Source organism: Streptomyces sp. NPDC039736 (genome assembly GCF_055596485.1).
Genome location: NZ_JBVIUQ010000001.1, coordinates 337,818 through 356,451, shown reverse-complemented (window position 1 = coordinate 356,451; position 18,634 = coordinate 337,818). Strand labels below are relative to the sequence as shown.

Here is an 18,634-nt window from a genome sequence, read left to right as displayed (position 1 = left end):
GCTTCGTCGCGGGGGTGGTGCTGCGTCACTGGCAGTACCTCCAGGGCCCTGCGGGGGACAGCCCCCGCCGGGCCCCGGGGGTCAACTCCCGTACTGGTGGCCCGTCGTGAAGACGGCGCCGGTGGAGGCCCGCAGGACGCAGGGATTGGGGTAGGTCTTGGCGAACGCCATCCGGCGGCCGTCCCAGTTGCCGTACGCCATCGCCGTCACCGGCTGGTAGATCATCGGGCAGACGACGTCGGCGCGCTCGATCCTGGCGATGTCCCCGTCGACGGCGTCGAGCCGGCGGCAGGCCTCGGCGGCGTTCTCGTGCCCGGGGACCGTCGCCGACGGGCACCTCAGCAGGACGCCCCGCACCTCGCTCAGGGCGTCCTCGCCCTCGACGACCGCCACGTGCATCCAGTTGCCGGAGTGCCGGTCGGCGGCCGTCCGGGCCGGGGTCTCCTGGGCCGGGGTCTCGTGGGCGGTGGCGCCGCCCGCGGAGGCGAAGAGGGCCGCGGAGGCGGCGGCCGCGACGAGGGCCCTGCGTGCTGCGTTCCGTACTGCCGACATGGGTGTCACCGTTCTGTGCACGGGTGCCGCGCGGACGGTCGCCCGCACCGCTGCGTGCATCGGCACCGGGGCGCCCGGCGTTGAACCCGCGCTGGGCCGAACGGCCCACGGCGGCGCACCCGCGCGGTCCGTACGGCGGTGGGGTCCTGCCGTCAGCTCGCCGAGAGCCGGAAGGACATGCGGCCGAAGCTGACCTGGTCGCCGTCGTTGACGACCGCGGTGCCGGTCACCCGGCGGCCGTTGACGCAGGTGCCGTTGGTCGAGCCGAGGTCGCGCAGGATCCACAGGCCGCCCTGGCGCAGCAGTTCCGCGTGCCGGCGGGAGACCGTCTCGTGGCTCAGCCGCAGCCCGTTGCCGACGTCGCGGCCGATCAGCAGCGGAGTGGGGCCGGGTTCCGGCAGCAGCAGCTTCGGCAGCCGTTCGGTGGTCCAGGCCCGGCGCAGGCGCACCGTGAAGGCGGAGGCCCGGCTCACCGCGCCGAACATCCGGCGGGAGAAGCGGCCCTCGGTGTCCAGGTCGGAGGTGAGCAGCGCGAGGTCGGCGGACTGCCGGGCCGCGAGGGCCAGTTCCATGCGGCGGACGAAGGTCTCGTGCGAGAGCTTGCCCTGGGCGGCGCCCTCGCGGAGCACGGCCAGCGCACGGTCCCGTTCGGCGTCGGAGAGCCGCGCCGGGTAGGTGTGGGGCTCGTAGGAGGGCGTCACAGGGGAGATTGTCGGGCCGACACGGCCGAGGTGTCCAGCGGGCCGGGGATTCCGGCGTCGCGCACCGGCCGCCGCCGCGAGCCCCGCGGAGAGCGCCGGAGAGCGCCGGAGGAGGTCGCCCGCCCGGGCCGGGCGCCCGCGGGCGGCCCGCCGGGACGCACCGCGCGACCGCGCCGTGAGACCGCGCCGTGACGGGCCCCGGCGACATGCCGTCGGCTGCGGCGTTCGCGCGCGCCGGTTGTGTCACCTTCGAACGGGCACTGAAATATGACCCGGGGCGAGCGAGCTCCCCCGGACAGAGCCGTCTTCGACCAGAGCTCGCCGACGAAGAGGAGCCGCCAGTGCTGTTCGACGTGTGGGCGCCGCACGCACAGGAGCGGGTCACGCTGCACCTGCCGGACGCCGAGGTGCAGACGTACCCCATGGAACGCGATCCGGACCGGGACGGCTGGTGGTCGGCGCGGGTGCAGGCCACGCACGGCAGCCCGTACGGCTTCTCGCTCGACGGCGGCCCGGTCCGCCCCGATCCCCGCTCGCGCCGCCAGCCGGAGGGCCCCGACGGCCACAGCGCCGTGGTGGACCACGCGGCGTACGCATGGGCGCGGGAGTGGCGCGGAAGGCCGCTGTCGGGTGCGGTGCTGTACGAGCTGCACATCGGCACGTACACCGCCGAAGGCACCTTCGACGCGGCCGCGAAGAGGCTCGCGCACCTGGCGGAGCTCGGGATCACGCACGTCGAGCTGATGCCGGTGTGCCCGTTCCCGGGGACCCACGGATGGGGGTACGAGGGGGTGTCGCTGTGGGCGGTGCACGAGCCGTACGGGGGCCCGGACGGGCTCAAGCGGTTCGTGGACGCGGCGCACGCCGCCGGACTGGGGGTGGTGCTGGACGTGGTGCACAACCACCTGGGCCCGTCCGGCAACTACCTGCCGGTGTTCGGCCCGTACTTCACCGACACCCACCACACGCCGTGGGGCTCGGCGGTGAACCTGGACGCGCCCGGCTCCGACGAGGTGCGCGCCTACCTGCGCGAGAGCGCCCTGTCGTGGCTGCGGGACTACCGGATCGACGGGCTGCGCCTGGACGCCGTGCACGCCCTCGTCGACACCCGGGCGGTGCACTTCCTGGAGGAGCTGTCGGCCGCCGTGGACGGGCTGGCCGCGGAGACCGGCCGGCCGCTGTTCCTGATCGCCGAGTCGGACAGCGGCGACCCGCGCACCACCGCCCCGCGCGCGGCGCACGGGCTCGGTCTGCACGCCCAGTGGAACGACGACTTCCACCACGCCCTGCACACCGCCCTGACCGGTGAGTCGCAGGGCTACTACGCGGACTTCGCGCGAGCGCCCCTGGAGGCGCTCGCGAAGACCCTCACCCGGGCGTTCTTCCACGACGGCACGTACTCGTCGTTCCGGGGGCGCGCGCACGGGCGGCCGGTCGACCGGGCGACGACGTCCGCGCACCGCTTCCTGGGGTACGCGCAGACGCACGACCAGGTCGGCAACCGGGCCGTGGGCGACCGGCTGTCCGCTTCGCTGCCCCCCGGGCTGCTGGCGTGCGCGGCGGCCCTGGTGCTGACGAGCCCGTTCACGCCGATGCTGTTCATGGGCGAGGAGTGGGGGGCGCGCACCCCCTGGCAGTTCTTCACCGACCACACCGATCCCGAGCTCGCGGAGGCGGTACGCACCGGCCGCCGCCGGGAGTTCGCGGCGCACGGCTGGGCGGCGGAGGACATTCCGGACCCGCAGGACCCGCGCACCCGGGAGCGCTCCTGCCTGGACTGGTCGGAGCCGGACCGCGAGCCGCACGCCCGGCTGCTGGCCTGGCACCGGGAGCTGATCGCCCTGCGCCGCTCGCACCCCGACCTCTCCGACCCGGACCTGGCGGCGGTCCGCGTCGCGCACGCGGCACACGGAGCGGGGAACTGGATCGCGTACCGCAGGGGCGACGTCAGGGTGGCGGTGAACCTGGCGCCGGACCCGGCGACCATCGGACTCGGCCGCAACGGACGCACCCGGGTGCTCGCGGCGTGGGAGCCGGTGGAGGCGCCGGGACGCGACGGGGTGCTGGTGCTGCCGGCGCACTCGTGCGTGGTGCTGGGGAGCTGAGCGGCCCGCCGCGCCGCACCGGCGCTTGACCTGGAGCGCGCTCCAGCCCCTACGGTCCCTCCCCAGGGACCACGGAGGGGAATCTCATGGAGCAGCGGAATCTGGGGCGCACCGGTCTGCGGGTCAGCGAACTGTGCCTGGGCACGATGACCTTCAGCGACGGGGACGGCGAGAGGGAGGCGCACCGCGTCCTCGACACGTTCGTGGAGGCGGGCGGCACGTTCATCGACACCGCCGACATGTACGGGCGGGGCGTCTCGGAGGAGGTCCTCGGGCGCTGGCTGAAGGGCCGCCGCCGGGACGACCTGGTGATCGCCACCAAGGTGTGGGCGCGGACGGGCGAGGGCGCCAACGACAGCTCCCTGAGCCGCAAGCACGTCGTCCCGGCGGTGGAGGCCAGTCTGCGGCGGCTGGGCACCGACCACATCGACCTCTACCAGACCCACATGTGGGACCGGACGACGCCGGTCGAGGAGACCCTGTCGACGCTGGACTCCCTGGTGCGGGCGGGCAAGGTCCGCTACCTGGGCGCGAGCAACATCGCACCGTCCCGCCTGCAGAAGGCGCAGGACGTGGCGCGGGCGCACGGCTGGGAGCCGTACAGCTCCCTCCAGCCGCTCTACAACCTGCTGCACCGGGAGGTGGAGTGGGAGCTGGGCCCGCTGTGCGCGGAGGAGGGGCTGGGGATCATCCCGTTCAGCCCGCTGGAGGGCGGCTGGCTCACCGGGAAGTACCGGCGCTCGATGCCGGCCGCCCCGGAGGGCTCGCGGGAGGCCCGGCGGCGCGACGCGGCGGGTGACCAGTCGTGGGGCGAGCGGGACACCGAGGAGACCTGGCGGGTCGTGGACGCCCTGGTCGCGGTCGCCGAGGAGGCACGGCGCACGCCGGGGCAGGTGGCGCTGCGGTGGCTGATGGACCGGCAGGCGGTGGCCGCGCCGATCGTGGGGGCGCGCACGGCGGAGCAGCTCACCGAGAGCCTGGGGGCGAGCGGGTGGGCGCTGACGGCGGAGCAGGTGGCGAGGCTGGACGCGGCGAGCGCGCGGCCGGTGCCGTATCCGTACGACTGGATCAACAGCGTGGAGGGGCGTGTCTAGACCCCCGGACGCGGGGCGGCGGCGCCCGGCGGATCACTCGCCCGGCGGCGGTCCCGTGCTCTCCCTCGGCTCCAGGTGCGGCAGTTCGCCCTGGACGCTGCGTACGGGAGCGCCGTCGAGGACGGCGAGGAGCTCCTGCGCGGCGAGCCTGCCGAAGCCGGGGGTGTCGCGGACCAGGGCGGTGAGCCGGGGGTGGGTGACGCGGCAGAGCGCCGAGTCGTCCCAGGCCACGACGGACAGTTCCGCGGGTACGGAGACACCGCGTCCGGCGGCCACGGACGCGCCCGCGACGGCCATCACGTCGTTGTCGTAGACGATCGCCGTGGGCCGGGTGCGCGCGGGTTCGTCGAGGATGCGGCGGGTGGCCTCGGCGCCCTCGGCGTCGGAGTAGTCGGTGGCCACCGAACGGACCTCGTCCTCGGTGAGGCCGCGGCGGGCGGCCTCCGCCCGCAGGGACACGATGCGCCGTTCCGTGTGCGCGAGGCCGCGCATTCCGGCGACGTGCGCGATGCGGCGGTGCCCGAGGGAGTACAGGTGGTCCAGTACGGAGGCCATGGCCCCCGCGTCGTCGGCCCACACGTTGGAGACGGGCAGCGGGGTGTCCGCGTGGTGCCGGTCCGCCTCCAGGCCGCCGATGACGACGGCGGGCAGCCCCAGGGAGGCCAGCAGGCCGGGCCGGGGGTCCTCGGTCCTGGGGTCGACCACCAGGACGCCGTCCACGCGCCGCTCCGCCCACCAGCGGCGCAGCACCGCCAGTTCGGTGTCCAGGTCCTCCACCACCTGGAACAGCAGCGCCACCCGGCGCGCGGACAGCGCCTCCTGGATGCCGGAGACGAGCTGGAGGAAGAACGACTCGACGCCGAGGGTGTGCGCGGGGCGGGCCAGCACCAGTCCGGCGCACCCGGAGCGTTCGCCGGAGAGCGCGCGGGCGGCGCTGTTGGCCTGCCAGCCCAGTTCCTCGGCGACCCTGCGCACCCGCTCGCGGGTGTCGGAGGAGACGCCGGGGCGGTCGTTGAGGGCGAAGGACACGGCGCTCTCGGAGACTCCGGCGCGGCGGGCGATGTCCTTCATGGTGGGCCTGCGCGCCGGACGGGGCCGGGCGCCGTCACCGGACGCGGCAGCAGCGGTCATGGGGCGGGGGTCCTCTCGGGGGCGGGGTGCGGTGCGCCGGGGGCGGGCGCTCCCACCCGTACGTCGACGGCCGCGCTGTACGCGACGCGGCCCTGTCCGACCGCCTTGACCAGCACCCAGTACCTGCCGGGTGCGGTGGTGACGGGCGGGCGCAGGGTGAAGCGGGCCTCGGCCGAGCCGTCCGCGGGGACGTCGACGACGCACGAGCGGGGACCGGCCAACTGCCAGCCACCGTACGGCGAGACCAGGACGGCTTCGCACCGGAGCGCGCTGCGCAGCGTGTTCGACAGGCGGACGGGCAGGGGCGCGCTCGCGCCCGCAACGATGCGGACCGGGCCCTCGGGCACCGTCACGGCGATCCCGGGCACGGGGCCGCCTCGACCGGGGCCGGGTGCCGGGGCCCCGCCGTCGCCCATGCCGGGCGCGGGCCCGCTGTCGCCGGTCACGGTGATCGTGAGGCTGTCCTCCACGGCCGTGCCGTCCTGGAACTCCGCCGTCACCCGCACCACGTAGTCGCCCCCCGGCGCCCCGTGGGGCGGTTCCACCGAGAGCGGCAGCCGTTCGTGGCCGCCCGCCTCCAGGGCGACCGTCCGCGTCGCCCAGGAGGTCTCCCAGCCGGCGGGCGCGTGCACCGTCACCGTGGCATCGCCCGCCGGGCCGCCGGAGGCGACCGTCACCGCGTCCGGGGTCACCGTCACCGCGTACGGCGCGTCGCCCAGCGGGGCGGTGCCGGTGTTGTGCAGCCAGTACCGGCTGAAGCCCGGCCGCAGCGGCTCGCGGTGCACGGCGGTGGGGCGCGGGCCGTCCGGCAGGGCGAGGTGCAGGGTGGTCCACCGGTTCCCGCCGAGGGTCACCCGGTACGCGCCGTCGCCCGCGTCCGCCGCCAGTGCCTGCCGGGGTACGTCGAGGAGGTCGGCCCGGGCCGCGGCCGTCACCGGGAAGGGCGCCCGCACCGTACCGGTGGCCGTCCGCCCCCGTGCCTCCCTGAGCCGTACCGCGAGCCCTCCGTCGGCCGCCCGCTTCACCGTCTCGACCAGCAGCCCCTCCACCGCCAGGAAGCGCCGGGTTCCGGGCTCCGCTCCCGTCGGCCGTGCCGGCATCGGGGAGTTGAACTCCCGTCCCCTGCGCACCAGGTCGAGGTCCCGCCAGTCGCCCGCGCCCGCCACCAGGGCGTGGGCGAACTCGTGCGTCCAGTGCTGGAGCTGGAAGGAGCTGCCGTCGGGGGCGGTGCGGCGCGGCGGGTCCATCCACGCGCCGCTCGGCCGGCCGGTGCACGACCGCAGCAGCGAGCTGTGCAGGCGGCCCCGGGTGTCCACCGCGCAGCCCGGCGTGCCGCGCACGAGCAGGGCGACCGTGCGGTCCGCCGCCGCGGCGCACTCCCGGGCCCCTTCCCGCGGCAGCGGATGCAGCGCCGCCACGCGGTGCTCGCGCACCAGCGCGTCCGTGAACTCCGTGAGGGAGCCCGCGAGCACCAGCACCGGCAGGTCCCGCACCCCGGTGAGGTCGCACCCGGGCCGCCAGGTCTCCCGCAGCGGCCGCAGCGCGGGCACCCACACCACCGGCGCGCCGCTCCGCACGGCGTCCGCGTACCGGGGGTCGGCGGCGGCCAGCACGGCGGTGGTGAAGGCGTTGGCGTCGGGGCCGCCGACGGCCAGCCGGAAGTCGGGCAGGCTGCTGTCGACCGCGAGGTCGCCCCAGCGCGGCCCGCCCGGCCGGGTGGGCGTCGTCGTCACGCCGAGCGCGCCCAGCGCCGTGACGCACTCCCGCAGCCCCTCGGGCGGCCCGGTGTCCGGCAGGACGATCTCGCCCGCGCCCAGCGCCCGCGTGCCGGCCGCCGATCCGTCGGGGCCGCTCAGCACCGCCCGGGTCATGGTCGAGAGGCCGAACCAGTTCAGGCACGGGGCGTCGAGCGTCCACGGGGCCCGGGTGCGGTCGGCGCCCGTGTCGGCCTCGGGGAACGCGAAGCCGCGCCCGACCGCCGCCGTGGCCGTCTCGGCGACGGGCTGCGCTCCCGGCACGTCCACCGGCACGCGCAGCCGGACGAGCTGGTCGCTTCCGGTGAAGTCGCGCACGAGGGTGCCCAGTTCGACCCTGTCCACGCCGTCCCACAATGTGGTCGTACGGGTCCACTCCACCGGGCCGGTGCGCCCCGAGGCCACGATGCGCCGTCCGATCGGGCAGCGCTCGACCCGCACCGCGTCGGCGGGCGCGGACTCCGAGGACTCCCCCGGCCCCTTGGGCAGCAGGTGCCAGGGTCCCTCCTCGAAGAAGGGATGGGCCGGGTACTCGTCCTGCACGACCAGCCCGTCCACCTCCCCCGCCGTCAGCACCTCGCACGGGGAATCCAGTCGGGTCACCCGGCACAGGCCGCCGCCCCGGGCGGGGTCGGCCTCGACCTCGTACGCCTGGTTCCGCACGACGGGTGCGGCCCCCTCCTGGACGGTCCACCCTCCGGACAGTCCCGTCCCGTCGGTGACCACCGACCAGGTGCGCTGCCCGAGCCCCGGCACGTCCACCGCCAGGAAGGCGATGCCGACCGCGCCCTCCGGGGAGACGCCTTCCACCAGCACCGGCGCGAGTCCGCCGGCCTCGTCGCGCAGGGCGAGCCGGTCCGCCCGCGCGGCGAGTCCGGGAAGTTCCACCCGTACGACGTCCGTCCGCGCCCACGACAGCGCGTTGACGACGGTGACGGAGGTTCCCGCCGGCTCCCCCGCCAGCGCGAGGAGCGCCGACTCCCGTACCTCCTCGGCGAGTTCATGGGCCTCGCGCCAGGTCGGCAGCAGGTCCAGGTAGACCTGGTCGGAGAAGGTGCCGGTGACCGCGTCGTGGTGGGCGGCGTGCAGCAGGTGCCGCCAGGCCTTGTCGAGGGCGTCCTGCGGGTACGGAAGCCCGCTGTGCGCGTGCGCGAGGGCGGCGAGGGTCTCGGCCTCCTGGAGGAGGTTCTCGGCGGCGCGGTGGGCCTGTTTCACGTCCGCGTACGAGACGTCCTTGCCGGTGTAGACGGGCCCCATCTCGCGCGTCACCGGGAGCGGACGCTCGCCCCGGGACGCCAGCTCGGCCCGCACGGCGGCGAAGTGCTCGCGCGGAGTGGCGTGCTCCAGCTTCGGCCAGGTGTAGCGCGCGGCCCAGTCCCGCTGGACGGCCGGGCCCCAGGGGTGCGGCCAGGAGAAGTCCGTGCCCATCGGGATGAGGACGTTGCGGGTGGCGGCGGACTGCTTGAGCAGCTCGAAGAGTTCCAGGAGCCCGGCGGCGGCGGCGTCCGCGTCGGGTTCGGCGTGCGAGAACCAGCCGGCGGAGTAGTGCGCCGGGAGGTAGTGCAGGAGCAGCCCCGGGCCGCCGCCGGGGCCGATCCACTCGAACTCGGCGGGGAGCTGCATGGCGGTCGGGGGGCGCAGCGCGGCGCCCCAGGTGTCCGTCATCGGCCCCCACTGGTGGTACGGGCCGCGGGCCAGGACCGCCGAGTCCAGGCCCGCGCCCGCCATCAGCGAGGGGAAGCCGGGGTCGTGGCCGAAGACGTCGAGCTGCCAGGCGGTGCGGGGGTCCGCGCCGAGGACGTCCCGGTGGAAGCGCAGGCCGTGCAGGGCGCTGCGGACGGTGGTCTCGGCGGAGGTGAGGTTGGTGGCGGGCTCGTTGTAGGTGCCGCCGACGATCTCCAGGCGGCCCTCGGCGATCAGACGCCGCAGCTCGTCCCGGTATGCGGGATGCGTGTCCCAGAACGGCTTGAGGTAGTCGATCTCCGAGAGGACGAAGCGGTACGCGGGGTCGTCGCGCGCCTGCTGGAGGTGCAGCGGCACGAGGGTGAAAGCGGGCACTCCGACGTACTCCCAGCCCTTCTGCGGCTCGCCCTCCCGGGCGGGGGCGTCCCACTGGGAGGTGTAGGCGGCCTGGGTGTTCCACCAGAGCGGGTCGTAGTGGAAGTGCGGCACCAGGCGGACGGTCCAGCCGGGTTCGGCGGCGGTCAGTTCGCAGGAGCGGGCGGCGAGGACCGTGCCGCCCGGGGTGCTGACGCGGACGGTCGCGGGCAGGCGGCTGCCGGGGGCGGCCCCGCGCAGGTCGACGGAGACCTCGACGGTCTCGTCCCGGGCGAAGTCGCGCGACGTGCCCGGCAGTTCGGAGGCCGCGTCCACCCCCGCGTACGCCTCCACCGCGTCCGCACGCAGCCAGCGCGGATGAGGCGTCTCGACGCGTGGACCGGAGAGCGAGACGACGAGGGGGCCGACCGGCCGGCTCCGCCGCACTCCCACCCGCACCACCTGCAACGGGCGCTCCTCGGGGCCGGTGAAGAGACTCGGGAACCCGATCCCCGTGATCGTGACGCCGGTACGCCTGCCGTCCACCCGTTCCCCCAACTCCGGTCATTTCTGGGTGAGAAGAAGCTGAACCGCATGAGCGGTCACACGGCAAGAGGGGCGGCACACCCAGGGCGCACGACCGGCTGAACCGCGTTGGCGCGAAGAAGCATTACCGTGCCCACCATCGGCTGTCAACTCCCCGCTCAACCGCTTTAGTCCAGCTCAGCGCCGCGCAAAAACCCACGGGTACCTACCTGTTGACGAATGACTTCCGCCGTTCCATCGTGTGTTGCGCGATCCGGCAGCGCGGCCGGTGCGAAGAGGAGGAACGACGATGTCCCGTGGGCGACTGTCCCGCATCTCCATCGCCACCGCCACGGCGGCAGCCCTGCTGTCCACCGCCGCCTGCGGCCTGGGCGGCAGCGGCTCTGACAACGATGTCAAACAGCCCGAGAAGTCGGGCAAGGTGTCCGGCGAGATCAGCTTCCGCACGCTGCAGCTCAAGCCGACCTTCACCGCGTACGTCCAGGGCGTCATCGACGCGTTCGAGAAGAAGTACCCGGACGTGAAGGTGAAGTGGGAGGACGTTCCGGGCGACGGCTACAACGAGAAGCTCGTCGCGGACGCGCAGGCCGGAGCCCTGCCGGACGTCGTCAACCTCAACACCGACTCCTTCCAGCTTCTCGCCGACCGGGGCATGCTGGCCGATGTGGCCAAGCTGGACCCGGCGGTGCAGAAGGACTACGTGCCGGGCGCGTGGGACCAGTACAAACTGAACGGCAAGCAGGGCGTGTTCGCCTACCCCTGGTACGTGACGCCGGAGATCCTCACCTACAACAAGGACCTCTTCGCGAAGTCGGGGCTCGACGTCGACAAGCCGCCGACGACGGTGGAGCAGTTCTTCGACTACGCGGAGAGGATCACCGAGAAGTCCGGCGGCAAGTACGCGGCCTTCATGGCCGACCCGAAGTCCCGGCTGCCCGGCGACTGGCAGAAGATGGGCGTGCCGGTCCTCAACGCCAAGAAGGACGCCTTCACCTTCGACACGCCGAAGGCCGTCGAGTGGATCGAGCGGATGAAGGAGCTGTACGCCAAGGGCGCCATGCCCAAGGAGTCGCTGACGAAGTCCGACGACACCAGCCAGCTCTACGGCGCCGACAAGCTGGTCTTCGGCCCGGGCTCGCCGGGCTTCATCCGGGACGTGAAGGCGAACGCGCCGAAGGTGTACGCCAAGACGCAGGTGGCGAAGGCGGTCACCGGAGTGCTGGGCCACATCGGCATCTACACGCAGTCGCTGGGCGTCCGCAAGGACACCAAGTCCCCCGACGCTGCGGCCGAGTTCGCGAAGTGGGTGACGAACGGCCCCAACCAGGTCGCCTTCTCCAAGGAGGTCGCGATCTACCCCTCCAACGCGAAGGGCCTGGCCGATCCGTACTTCTCCGACAAGGGCGACGGCAAGGACCCGGAGACCCTGGCGCGGGCCCTGGGCGCGGAGGAGCTGAAGGAGGCGCAGCTCGACGCGAACACGCCGGTCGAGTGGACCAACCAGATCGGTGACGCGGTGGTGCGCGAGATGCAGAAGGCCATCAAGGGCGAGGTCGACGCGAAGACCGCGCTGACGAAGGCACAGGACGAGGCGAACAAGATCCTGGCCCAGCAGGCCGAGCAGAAGCAGAAGTAGGCGGCGGGCGAACCATGGCGCAGATCGCTGGTACGGAACGGGGCGCGGCCGCCGGGACGCTGGACGCCGGCCGCGTCGCGGGCCCGCCGAGCGCGCGGCGGGCGCGGCGGCCGAAGAAGGAGACGGGCCAGGAGCCGGGGCTGGTGCACCGGCGGTGGTGGACGCCGTATCTGTTCCTGCTGCCGGGGCTGGCCCTGGTGGTCCTGTTCAGTCTGTGGCCGTTCGTCAACACCGTCATCCTGTCGCTGACGGACGCCCAGATCCTGCGGGGCGGCGGGTTCGTGGGCTTCGACAACTACGTGCGGGCGCTCCAGGACGACACGTTCTGGCTGGCGCTGGTCAACAGCGTCGTCTACACGGTCGTGGTGGTGCCGTGCCTGGTGTTCCTGCCGTTGGCGCTGGCCGTGCTCGTACAGAAGAAGATTCCCGGGATCGGGTTCTTCCGGTCGGCCTTCTACACGCCGGTGATCGCGTCGGCCGTGGTGGTCGGGCTGATGTGGCAGTGGATCCTGCGCAGTGACGGGCTGGTCAACACGGTCTTCCAGGAGCTGAGCCTGATCAGCGAGCCGGTTCCGTTCCTGACCGACTCCACGATGCTGCTGGTCTCGGCCATGATCGTGACGGTGTGGAAGGGCCTCGGCTACTACATGGTCTTCTACCTGGCCGCGCTCGGGAACGTGCCGACCTCGCTGTACGAGGCCGCGGCAATCGACGGCGCGGGGCCGGTGCGCCGGTTCTTCTCGATCACCGTGCCGACGGTGAAGCCGATGATGCTGCTGGTGGGGACGCTGTCGGCGATCTCCGCGCTGCGGGTGTTCACCGAGATCTACATCCTGGGCGGCGAGAGCGGCGGTCCGGGCGGCGACTCCCGGACGCTGCCGTTCCTGATCCGGCAGGTGGGCCTGGGGTTCGCGGGCGAGACCGGGTACGCGGCGGCGATTTCGATTCTGCTGTTCCTGCTGACGCTGGTGTTCAGCGTGCTGGGACACCGGCTGTCCAAGGGGGACGAGAATTGAGCACGACAGGCCCGGCCGCCGCGAAGGCTGTCGCACAGGCCGCCGCGGAGGCCGGCACGCAGGCCTTCGCGGGGGCCGGCCCGGAGGAGCGGGCCGCCGGCGCCCGGAAGCCGAAGCGGTACAGCAGGCGGGTGATCGTCGGCCTGTCCGGCCGGTACCTGACGCTGTGTCTGATGCTGGTGGTGCTGGTCGGGCCGATCGTCTGGCAGTTCCTGACCTCGCTCAAGGGCCGTGGCGAGAACGTGTACGAGGGGGTGCTGCCCAGCGACCCCACACTCGACAACTACACGCGCGTCGCGGAGGCGTTCCCGCTGTTCCAGTACGTCGGGAACACGCTGGTCGTCGCCGCGCTGGCCATCACCTCCAACTGCCTGTTCGCGGCGATGGGCGGGTACGCGCTGTCGCGGGCCGGGTGGCGGGGGCGCAAGACGGTGTTCACCGTGCTGATCGCGACGCTGATGTTCCCGTTCGAGTCCGTGATGATCTCGATGTTCCTGACGGTGCGGGAGATGGGTCTGGTGGACACCCTGGTGGGTGTGTGGCTGCCCGGCGCCGTGTCGGTGCTGAACCTGATGATCATGCGGGCCGCCTTCCTCGCCGTGCCGAAGGAGGTGGAGGAGGCGGCCGTGCTGGACGGGGCCAACGAGTGGCAGCGGTTCCGGCGGGTGTTCGTACCGAGCGCCAAGGGCGCGCTCGCGGTGGTCTGCATCACCAGCTTCATGGGGGCCTGGGACGACTTCCTCTGGCCGCTGATCGTGCTGACGGACAGCGACAACTACACCTTGCAGCTCGGGCTGAAGACGCTGGCCGGGGCCACCACGGTCAATGACCAGCGGCTGATCGCCGCCGGGGCGATGGCCGCGCTGCTGCCGATGCTGCTGCTGTTCTTCGCGTTGCAGCGGTACTTCTTCCGGGGGGTCGGAGAGGGCGCGATCAAAACCTGACCCGCCCCTCCTTCCTTCTCCGAACTTCCGTTCCGCGCACGTGAAATGGGGATTCCGCAGATGAACGCCGCCGTACCTCCGCGCCCGCGCTTCGGGGCCAACTACACGCCGTCGGTGGGCTGGTTCCATCACTGGCTGGACTTCGAACTCGACGACGTGCGGCGCGACTTCGACTCCCTGGCGGAGCTGGGGCTCGACCACGTGCGGGTCTTCGCGCTGTGGCCGCTGTTCCAGCCGAACCGGTCGTTGATTCGGGGGCGGGCCGTCGAGCAGCTCGGACAGGTGGTGGACGCGGCGGGCGAGCGAGGGCTCGACGTCGCGGTGGACGCCCTCCAGGGACACCTGTCGAGCTTCGACTTCGTACCGTCGTGGCTGACGACGTGGCACCGGCGGAACATGTTCACGGACCCGGAGGTGGTGGAGGCGGAGGCACGGTACGTGGAGACGCTCGCGTCGTCCTTGGCCGGCCGGCCGAACTTCATCGGCATGACGCTCGGCAACGAGGTCAACCAGTTCTCCGACCGGCCGCATCCGGACCCCGATCCGTGCACGTACGAGCAGGCGGGACGGTGGCTGGAGCGGCTGCTCGCCGCGTGCGAGCGCGGAGCGCCAGGGAAGCTGCACACCCACTCGGAGTACGACGCGGTGTGGTTCCAGCCCGGGCACCCCTTCACCCCGGCGCATGCCTCGCGGCTCGGGGACATCACCACGATCCACTCGTGGGTGTTCAACGGGACGGCGCAGCGGCACGGGCGGACGGGGGCGGCGACGGTCCACCTCGCGGAGTACCTGGTCGAGCTGTCGCGCGCGTGGGCGCCGGCGGGCCGGCCGGTGTGGCTCCAGGAGGTGGGGGCCCCTGCGCCGCTGATACCGGCGGAGCACGCGGCGGAGTTCGTGACGGAGACCGTGGAGAACGTCTTGAGCTGTGAGGACGTGTACGGGGTCACCTGGTGGTGTTCGCACGACGTGTCGCGGTCGTTGGCGGACTTCCCCGAGCTGGAGTACGGGCTCGGGCTGCTCACCTCGGACCGGGTGGTGAAGCCGCAGGGCAAGGCGCTCGGGGACATGGCGGCGCGGGTGCGGGCGGGCACGGCTCCCGCCCCCGTGCGCAGGACGACCGCGCTGGTGCTCGACGCGGGGGACGCGGAGACGGCCCCGGGCCGGGAGGTGTGCGCGCCCGGTGGGGACTTCTTCGAGGCGTGGGGGCGGTTGGCCGCGGAGGGGGTACGGGCGGGCGTGGTGCTGGCGGAACGGGCGGGGGACGGGGGGTATCTGGCGGAACGGGGCATCGAGGAGCTGCTCCGGGTGCCGGACGTGCCGGGCCGCACGCGTCTCGCTTCCCCGTGACCTGCTCCCCCGAAGCACCCTCGCCCGCTTCGACTCCCCTTCACTTTCGCTTCCTTGCCCCCCGTCCCCTTGCCCATCGCAGCCACCCTGCCGCCCGCGTCCCCTCGGGCGTCGCAGCCGCCCTCCCGCCCCCGTCCCCTTGGGCGTCGCAGCCGCCCTGCCACCCCCGCTCCCTTGGGCGTCGCAGCCGCCCTGCCACCCCCGCTCCCTTGGGCGACGGGGCCGCCCCAAGGGGGCGGAACGGGCGGGCAAGGGGGCGGCCCCTCCCGCTCCCGGCCCACCCGGGTGCCGCCCCTGCCCGAGCACCTGTGCCGGACGCGCAACCCCGCCCAGGCCGTGAGCTCAGCCCCGGCACCGGACGCCTCAGCCCCGCCCGGCTCGGGCAGAGAGGCCCCGGACCCGCCCCTTTCCCTAAAGCGCTCGCCGCGCAGCCAGGCGCACGGTTCCGTGCAGGAGCGTCGTGGCTGGGCGCGCAGTTCCCCGCGCCCCTAAAGGGGCACCACCCCTCCCCCTCGATCACCTACGGAGTACCCCCATGCACGACGACCGCAGCATCGTGGAACACCGCCTCCAGCGCGTACTGCGCGACCGCATCCGCCCCGCCGTCCACACCCAGCCCCTCCCGCTCACCGTCGAACGCTGGGAGGCACCGGGCGAGCCGGTGCCCGTGGCGGAGGGGCTGGCCGCCGAGTACGGTCCGGCTGCGGCCGGTGAGCCGTGGGGGCCGGCATGGGGCACGACCTGGTTCCGGGTGACCGGGCGGGTGCCCGCCGAGTGGGCGGGGAAGACCGTCGAGGCCGTCATCGACCTGGGCTTCGACCGCAACATGCCGGGCTTCCAGTGCGAGGGCCTGGTCTACCGCCTCGACGGCGAGGCCGTGAAGGCGCTCAATCCGCGCAACGACTGGGTGCGGATCGGCGGGGACCGGGTGACGGGCGGCGAGGAAGTGCTGCTCTACGTCGAGGCGTCCTCGAACCCGATCCTGGTCGACCACGCCCCGACGTACGAGGGCGACCGCCTGACGGCACGCCAGGACCCGCTGTACCGCATCGAGCGGATGGACCTGACGGTCTTCGAGACCGAAGTCTGGGAGCTGGTCCAGGACTTGGAGGTCCTGGACTCCCTGATGCGCAACCTCTCCGAGGACGACGCCCGGCGCTGGGAGATCCTGCGCGCCGTCGAGCGCTGTCTGGACGCGGTCGACCTGACGGACGTCGCGGGCACCGCCGCCCGCGCCCGCGCCGAACTGGCCGAGGTACTGGCCTCGCCCGCCTCGCGCTCCGCGCACCGGATCAGCGCGGTCGGGCACGCGCACATCGACTCGGCCTGGCTGTGGCCGCTGCGCGAGACGGTGCGCAAGGTGGCGCGGACGTCGTCCAACATGGTCAACCTCATGGACGACCACCCGGAGTTCGTGTTCGCGATGTCGCAGGCGCAGCAGCTCGCCTGGATCAAGGAACACCGGCCGGAGGTGTTCGCGAAGGTCAAGAAGAAGATCGCGGACGGGCAGTTCGTACCGGTGGGCGGCATGTGGGTGGAGTCGGACACCAACATGGTCGGCGGGGAGGCGATGGCGCGCCAGTTCCTCTACGGCAAGAAGTTCTTCCTGGACGAGTTCGGCATCGAGACCAACGAGGTCTGGCTGCCGGACTCCTTCGGATACACCGCCGCGATGCCGCAGTTGGTGAAGCTGTCCGGGTCGAAGTGGTTCCTGACGCAGAAGATCTCGTGGTCCCAGGTGAACACGTTCCCGCACCACACCTTCTGGTGGGAGGGCATCGACGGGACGCGCGTCTTCACGCACTTCCCGCCGGTGGACACGTACAACTCGGACCTGGGCGGCGAGCAGATGGCGCACGCGGCCCGCAACTACCGTGAGAAGGGCCGGGGTTCGCGCTCGCTGGCCCCCTTCGGCTGGGGCGACGGCGGCGGCGGCCCCACCCGCGAGATGCTGGCGCGGGCGGAGCGGCTGCGGGACCTGGAGGGCTCGCCGAGGGTGACGGTGGAGAAGCCGTCGGCCTTCTTCGCCAAGGCGGAGGCGGAGTACCCGGACGCGCCGGTGTGGGCGGGCGAGCTGTACCTGGAGCTGCACCGGGGGACGTACACCTCGCAGGCGAAGACCAAGCAGGGCAACCGGCACAGCGAGTCGCTGCTGCGCGAGGCGGAGCTGTGGTCGGCGACGGCGGCGGTCCGCGTGCCCGGGTTCGCCTACCCGCGGGCGGACTTGGAGCGGATCTGGAAGACGGTGCTGCTGCACCAGTTCCACGACATCCTGCCGGGTTCGTCGATCGCCTGGGTGCACCGGGAGGCGCGGGAGACGTACGCGCGGGTGCGGGCGGAGCTGGAGGCGATCACGCTGACCGCGCAGACGGCGCTCGCGGGCGAGGGCTCGGCTCCCCTGGTCTTCAACTCGGCCCCGCACGAGCGGAACACGGTGGCGGCGATGGGAGCTGCGGCCGTTCCGGCGCGTACGGCCCGTGCGGTCACGGCGACCGCCCGCGACGGCGGCTTCGAGCTGGCGAACGGGCGGCTGCGCGTCGTGATCGACGGGCGCGGGCTGGTCGTGTCGGCGTACGACGTCGAGAGCGGTCGGGAGGCCGTCGCGCCGGGCCTGGCGGCCAACCTCCTCCAGGTGCACCCTGACTTCCCGAACATGTGGGACGCGTGGGACATCGACGAGTTCTACCGCCACAACGTGACGGACCTGACGGCGGTCGACTCCCTCGAACTCACCGCGTCCGGCGAGGACCTGGCGGCGGTCACGGTGTCGCGCTCCTTCGGCGCGTCGACGGTCGTCCAGCGGCTCGCCCTGCGGGCCGGGGCGAAGGTGCTCGACATCGAGACGGACGTGGAGTGGCACGAGACGGAGAAGTTCCTGAAGGCGGCGTTCCCGCTGGACGTGAAGGCGGACCGGTCGGCGGCGGAGACGCAGTTCGGGCACGTCTTCCGGGCGACGCACACCAACACCTCCTGGGAGGCGGCCAAGTTCGAGATCTGCGCGCACCGGTGGATCCAGGTGGAGGAGCCGGGGTGGGGCGCGGCGCTGGTCAACGACTCGACGTACGGGCACGACGTGACGCGTGACGTACGGGAGGACGGCGGCCAGACCACGACCGTCCGCCTCTCCCTGCTCAGGGCTCCGCGCTATCCGGACCCGGAGACGGACCAGGGCTCCCACCGGCTGCGCTTCGCGCTCGCGCCCGGGGCCTCGGTGACGGACGCGGTCCGCGAGGGCCACTGGATCAACCTTCCGGAACGGACGGTGTCCGGTTCCGGCGCGGAGGTCGCGCCGCTGTTCCGCGTCTCCGACGAGCGGATCGTCGTGGAGGCGGTGAAGCTGGCGGAGGACGGAAGCGGGGACGTGGTCGTACGGCTCTACGAGTCGGCGGGCGGACGGGCGACGGGAACGCTGACCGTGGACTTCCCGGCGTCGTCCGTCACGGAGACGGACCTGCTGGAGCGGGCGCTGCCGGAGGCGGGGACGTATGCGCTCGGCGCCGGGGGCGAGGTGGAGGTGTCCCTGCGACCGTTCCAGATCCTGACGCTGCGGGTGGGACGGGACTGAGGTCCTCCCCGGGGGGGGCGGGAGGCGAAGGTGCGACGCGGCTGATCGGCATCCGGTGCCGGGGGGGGCTGCGCGTGACACGGGAATGAGGCCCCCCGGGGGAGGTGGAGGCGCCGGGCGGCTGGTCGGCACCCGGCGCCACGGAGGTCACGCGTGACGTAGGGCTCCGGTACCCGTGGGGTGGTGGATGTGCGAGCCGCTCATCG

General features: G+C 73.2%; 11 protein-coding genes. 7 read left to right on the top strand and 4 right to left on the bottom strand.

Annotated elements, in window-relative coordinates; all coding sequences use genetic code 11:
* Nucleotides 1-81 precede the first annotated feature (81 nt).
* Together ACZ56L_RS01480 and ACZ56L_RS01475 are read right to left on the bottom strand one after the other, a co-directional pair.
* Nucleotides 82-552 (bottom strand): SSI family serine proteinase inhibitor, encoded by a 471-nt coding sequence (locus ACZ56L_RS01480; RefSeq protein ID WP_401758539.1) that lies wholly within the window; start codon nucleotides 550-552, stop codon nucleotides 82-84.
* A 152-nt stretch (nucleotides 553-704) separates the two neighbouring features.
* Complete coding sequence (locus tag ACZ56L_RS01475; RefSeq protein WP_345217750.1) at nucleotides 705-1,253, bottom strand: DUF1707 and FHA domain-containing protein; 549 nt, start codon at nucleotides 1,251-1,253, stop codon at nucleotides 705-707.
* 341 nt (nucleotides 1,254-1,594) lie between these two features.
* Between ACZ56L_RS01475 and treZ the strand changes: the two genes are divergently transcribed.
* Both treZ and ACZ56L_RS01465 read left to right on the top strand, forming a co-directional pair.
* Entirely contained in the window at nucleotides 1,595-3,358 is a 1,764-nt protein-coding gene (gene treZ, locus ACZ56L_RS01470) for a malto-oligosyltrehalose trehalohydrolase (protein WP_401758534.1), read from the top strand.
* Between the two features lie 86 nt (nucleotides 3,359-3,444).
* Complete coding sequence (locus ACZ56L_RS01465) at nucleotides 3,445-4,452, top strand: aldo/keto reductase (protein ID WP_471060323.1); 1,008 nt, start codon at nucleotides 3,445-3,447, stop codon at nucleotides 4,450-4,452.
* 33 nt (nucleotides 4,453-4,485) lie between these two features.
* Here the strand turns inward: ACZ56L_RS01465 and ACZ56L_RS01460 are convergent, their stop codons facing one another.
* Together ACZ56L_RS01460 and ACZ56L_RS01455 are read right to left on the bottom strand one after the other, a co-directional pair.
* Nucleotides 4,486-5,583 carry a LacI family DNA-binding transcriptional regulator gene (locus ACZ56L_RS01460; protein ID WP_471060320.1) on the bottom strand — a complete coding sequence of 366 codons (1,098 nt, stop codon included), beginning with the start codon at nucleotides 5,581-5,583 and terminating at the stop codon, nucleotides 4,486-4,488.
* Nucleotides 5,580-9,920, bottom strand: a complete 4,341-nt coding sequence (locus ACZ56L_RS01455) for a glycoside hydrolase family 38 N-terminal domain-containing protein (RefSeq protein WP_471060315.1) — start codon at nucleotides 9,918-9,920, stop codon at nucleotides 5,580-5,582. The genes ACZ56L_RS01460 and ACZ56L_RS01455 overlap by 4 nt, the downstream gene beginning before the upstream one ends.
* Nucleotides 9,921-10,209: 289 nt before the next feature.
* Between ACZ56L_RS01455 and ACZ56L_RS01450 the strand changes: the two genes are divergently transcribed.
* The 5 genes from ACZ56L_RS01450 to ACZ56L_RS01430 all read left to right on the top strand — a co-directional run bounded on the left by ACZ56L_RS01450 (nucleotide 10,210) and on the right by ACZ56L_RS01430 (nucleotide 18,428).
* Nucleotides 10,210-11,556, top strand: a complete 1,347-nt coding sequence (locus ACZ56L_RS01450; RefSeq protein WP_471060312.1) for an ABC transporter substrate-binding protein — start codon at nucleotides 10,210-10,212, stop codon at nucleotides 11,554-11,556.
* Nucleotides 11,557-11,570: 14 nt separating this feature from the next.
* A complete protein-coding gene (locus tag ACZ56L_RS01445; RefSeq protein WP_471060309.1) occupies nucleotides 11,571-12,572 on the top strand; it encodes a carbohydrate ABC transporter permease in 1,002 nt (333 codons plus the stop codon).
* Between the two features lie 131 nt (nucleotides 12,573-12,703).
* A complete protein-coding gene (locus tag ACZ56L_RS01440; RefSeq protein ID WP_380836622.1) occupies nucleotides 12,704-13,516 on the top strand; it encodes a carbohydrate ABC transporter permease in 813 nt (270 codons plus the stop codon).
* Between the two features lie 60 nt (nucleotides 13,517-13,576).
* Nucleotides 13,577-14,863, top strand: coding sequence for a glycoside hydrolase 5 family protein (locus ACZ56L_RS01435; RefSeq protein ID WP_471060306.1), 1,287 nt, complete (start codon nucleotides 13,577-13,579; stop codon nucleotides 14,861-14,863).
* A gap of 535 nt (nucleotides 14,864-15,398) precedes the next feature.
* The gene (locus ACZ56L_RS01430; protein ID WP_471060303.1) at nucleotides 15,399-18,428 is read left to right on the top strand and encodes an alpha-mannosidase; all 3,030 of its coding nucleotides are present in this window, start codon (nucleotides 15,399-15,401) and stop codon (nucleotides 18,426-18,428) included.
* The last annotated feature ends 206 nt before the right edge of the window (nucleotides 18,429-18,634 follow it).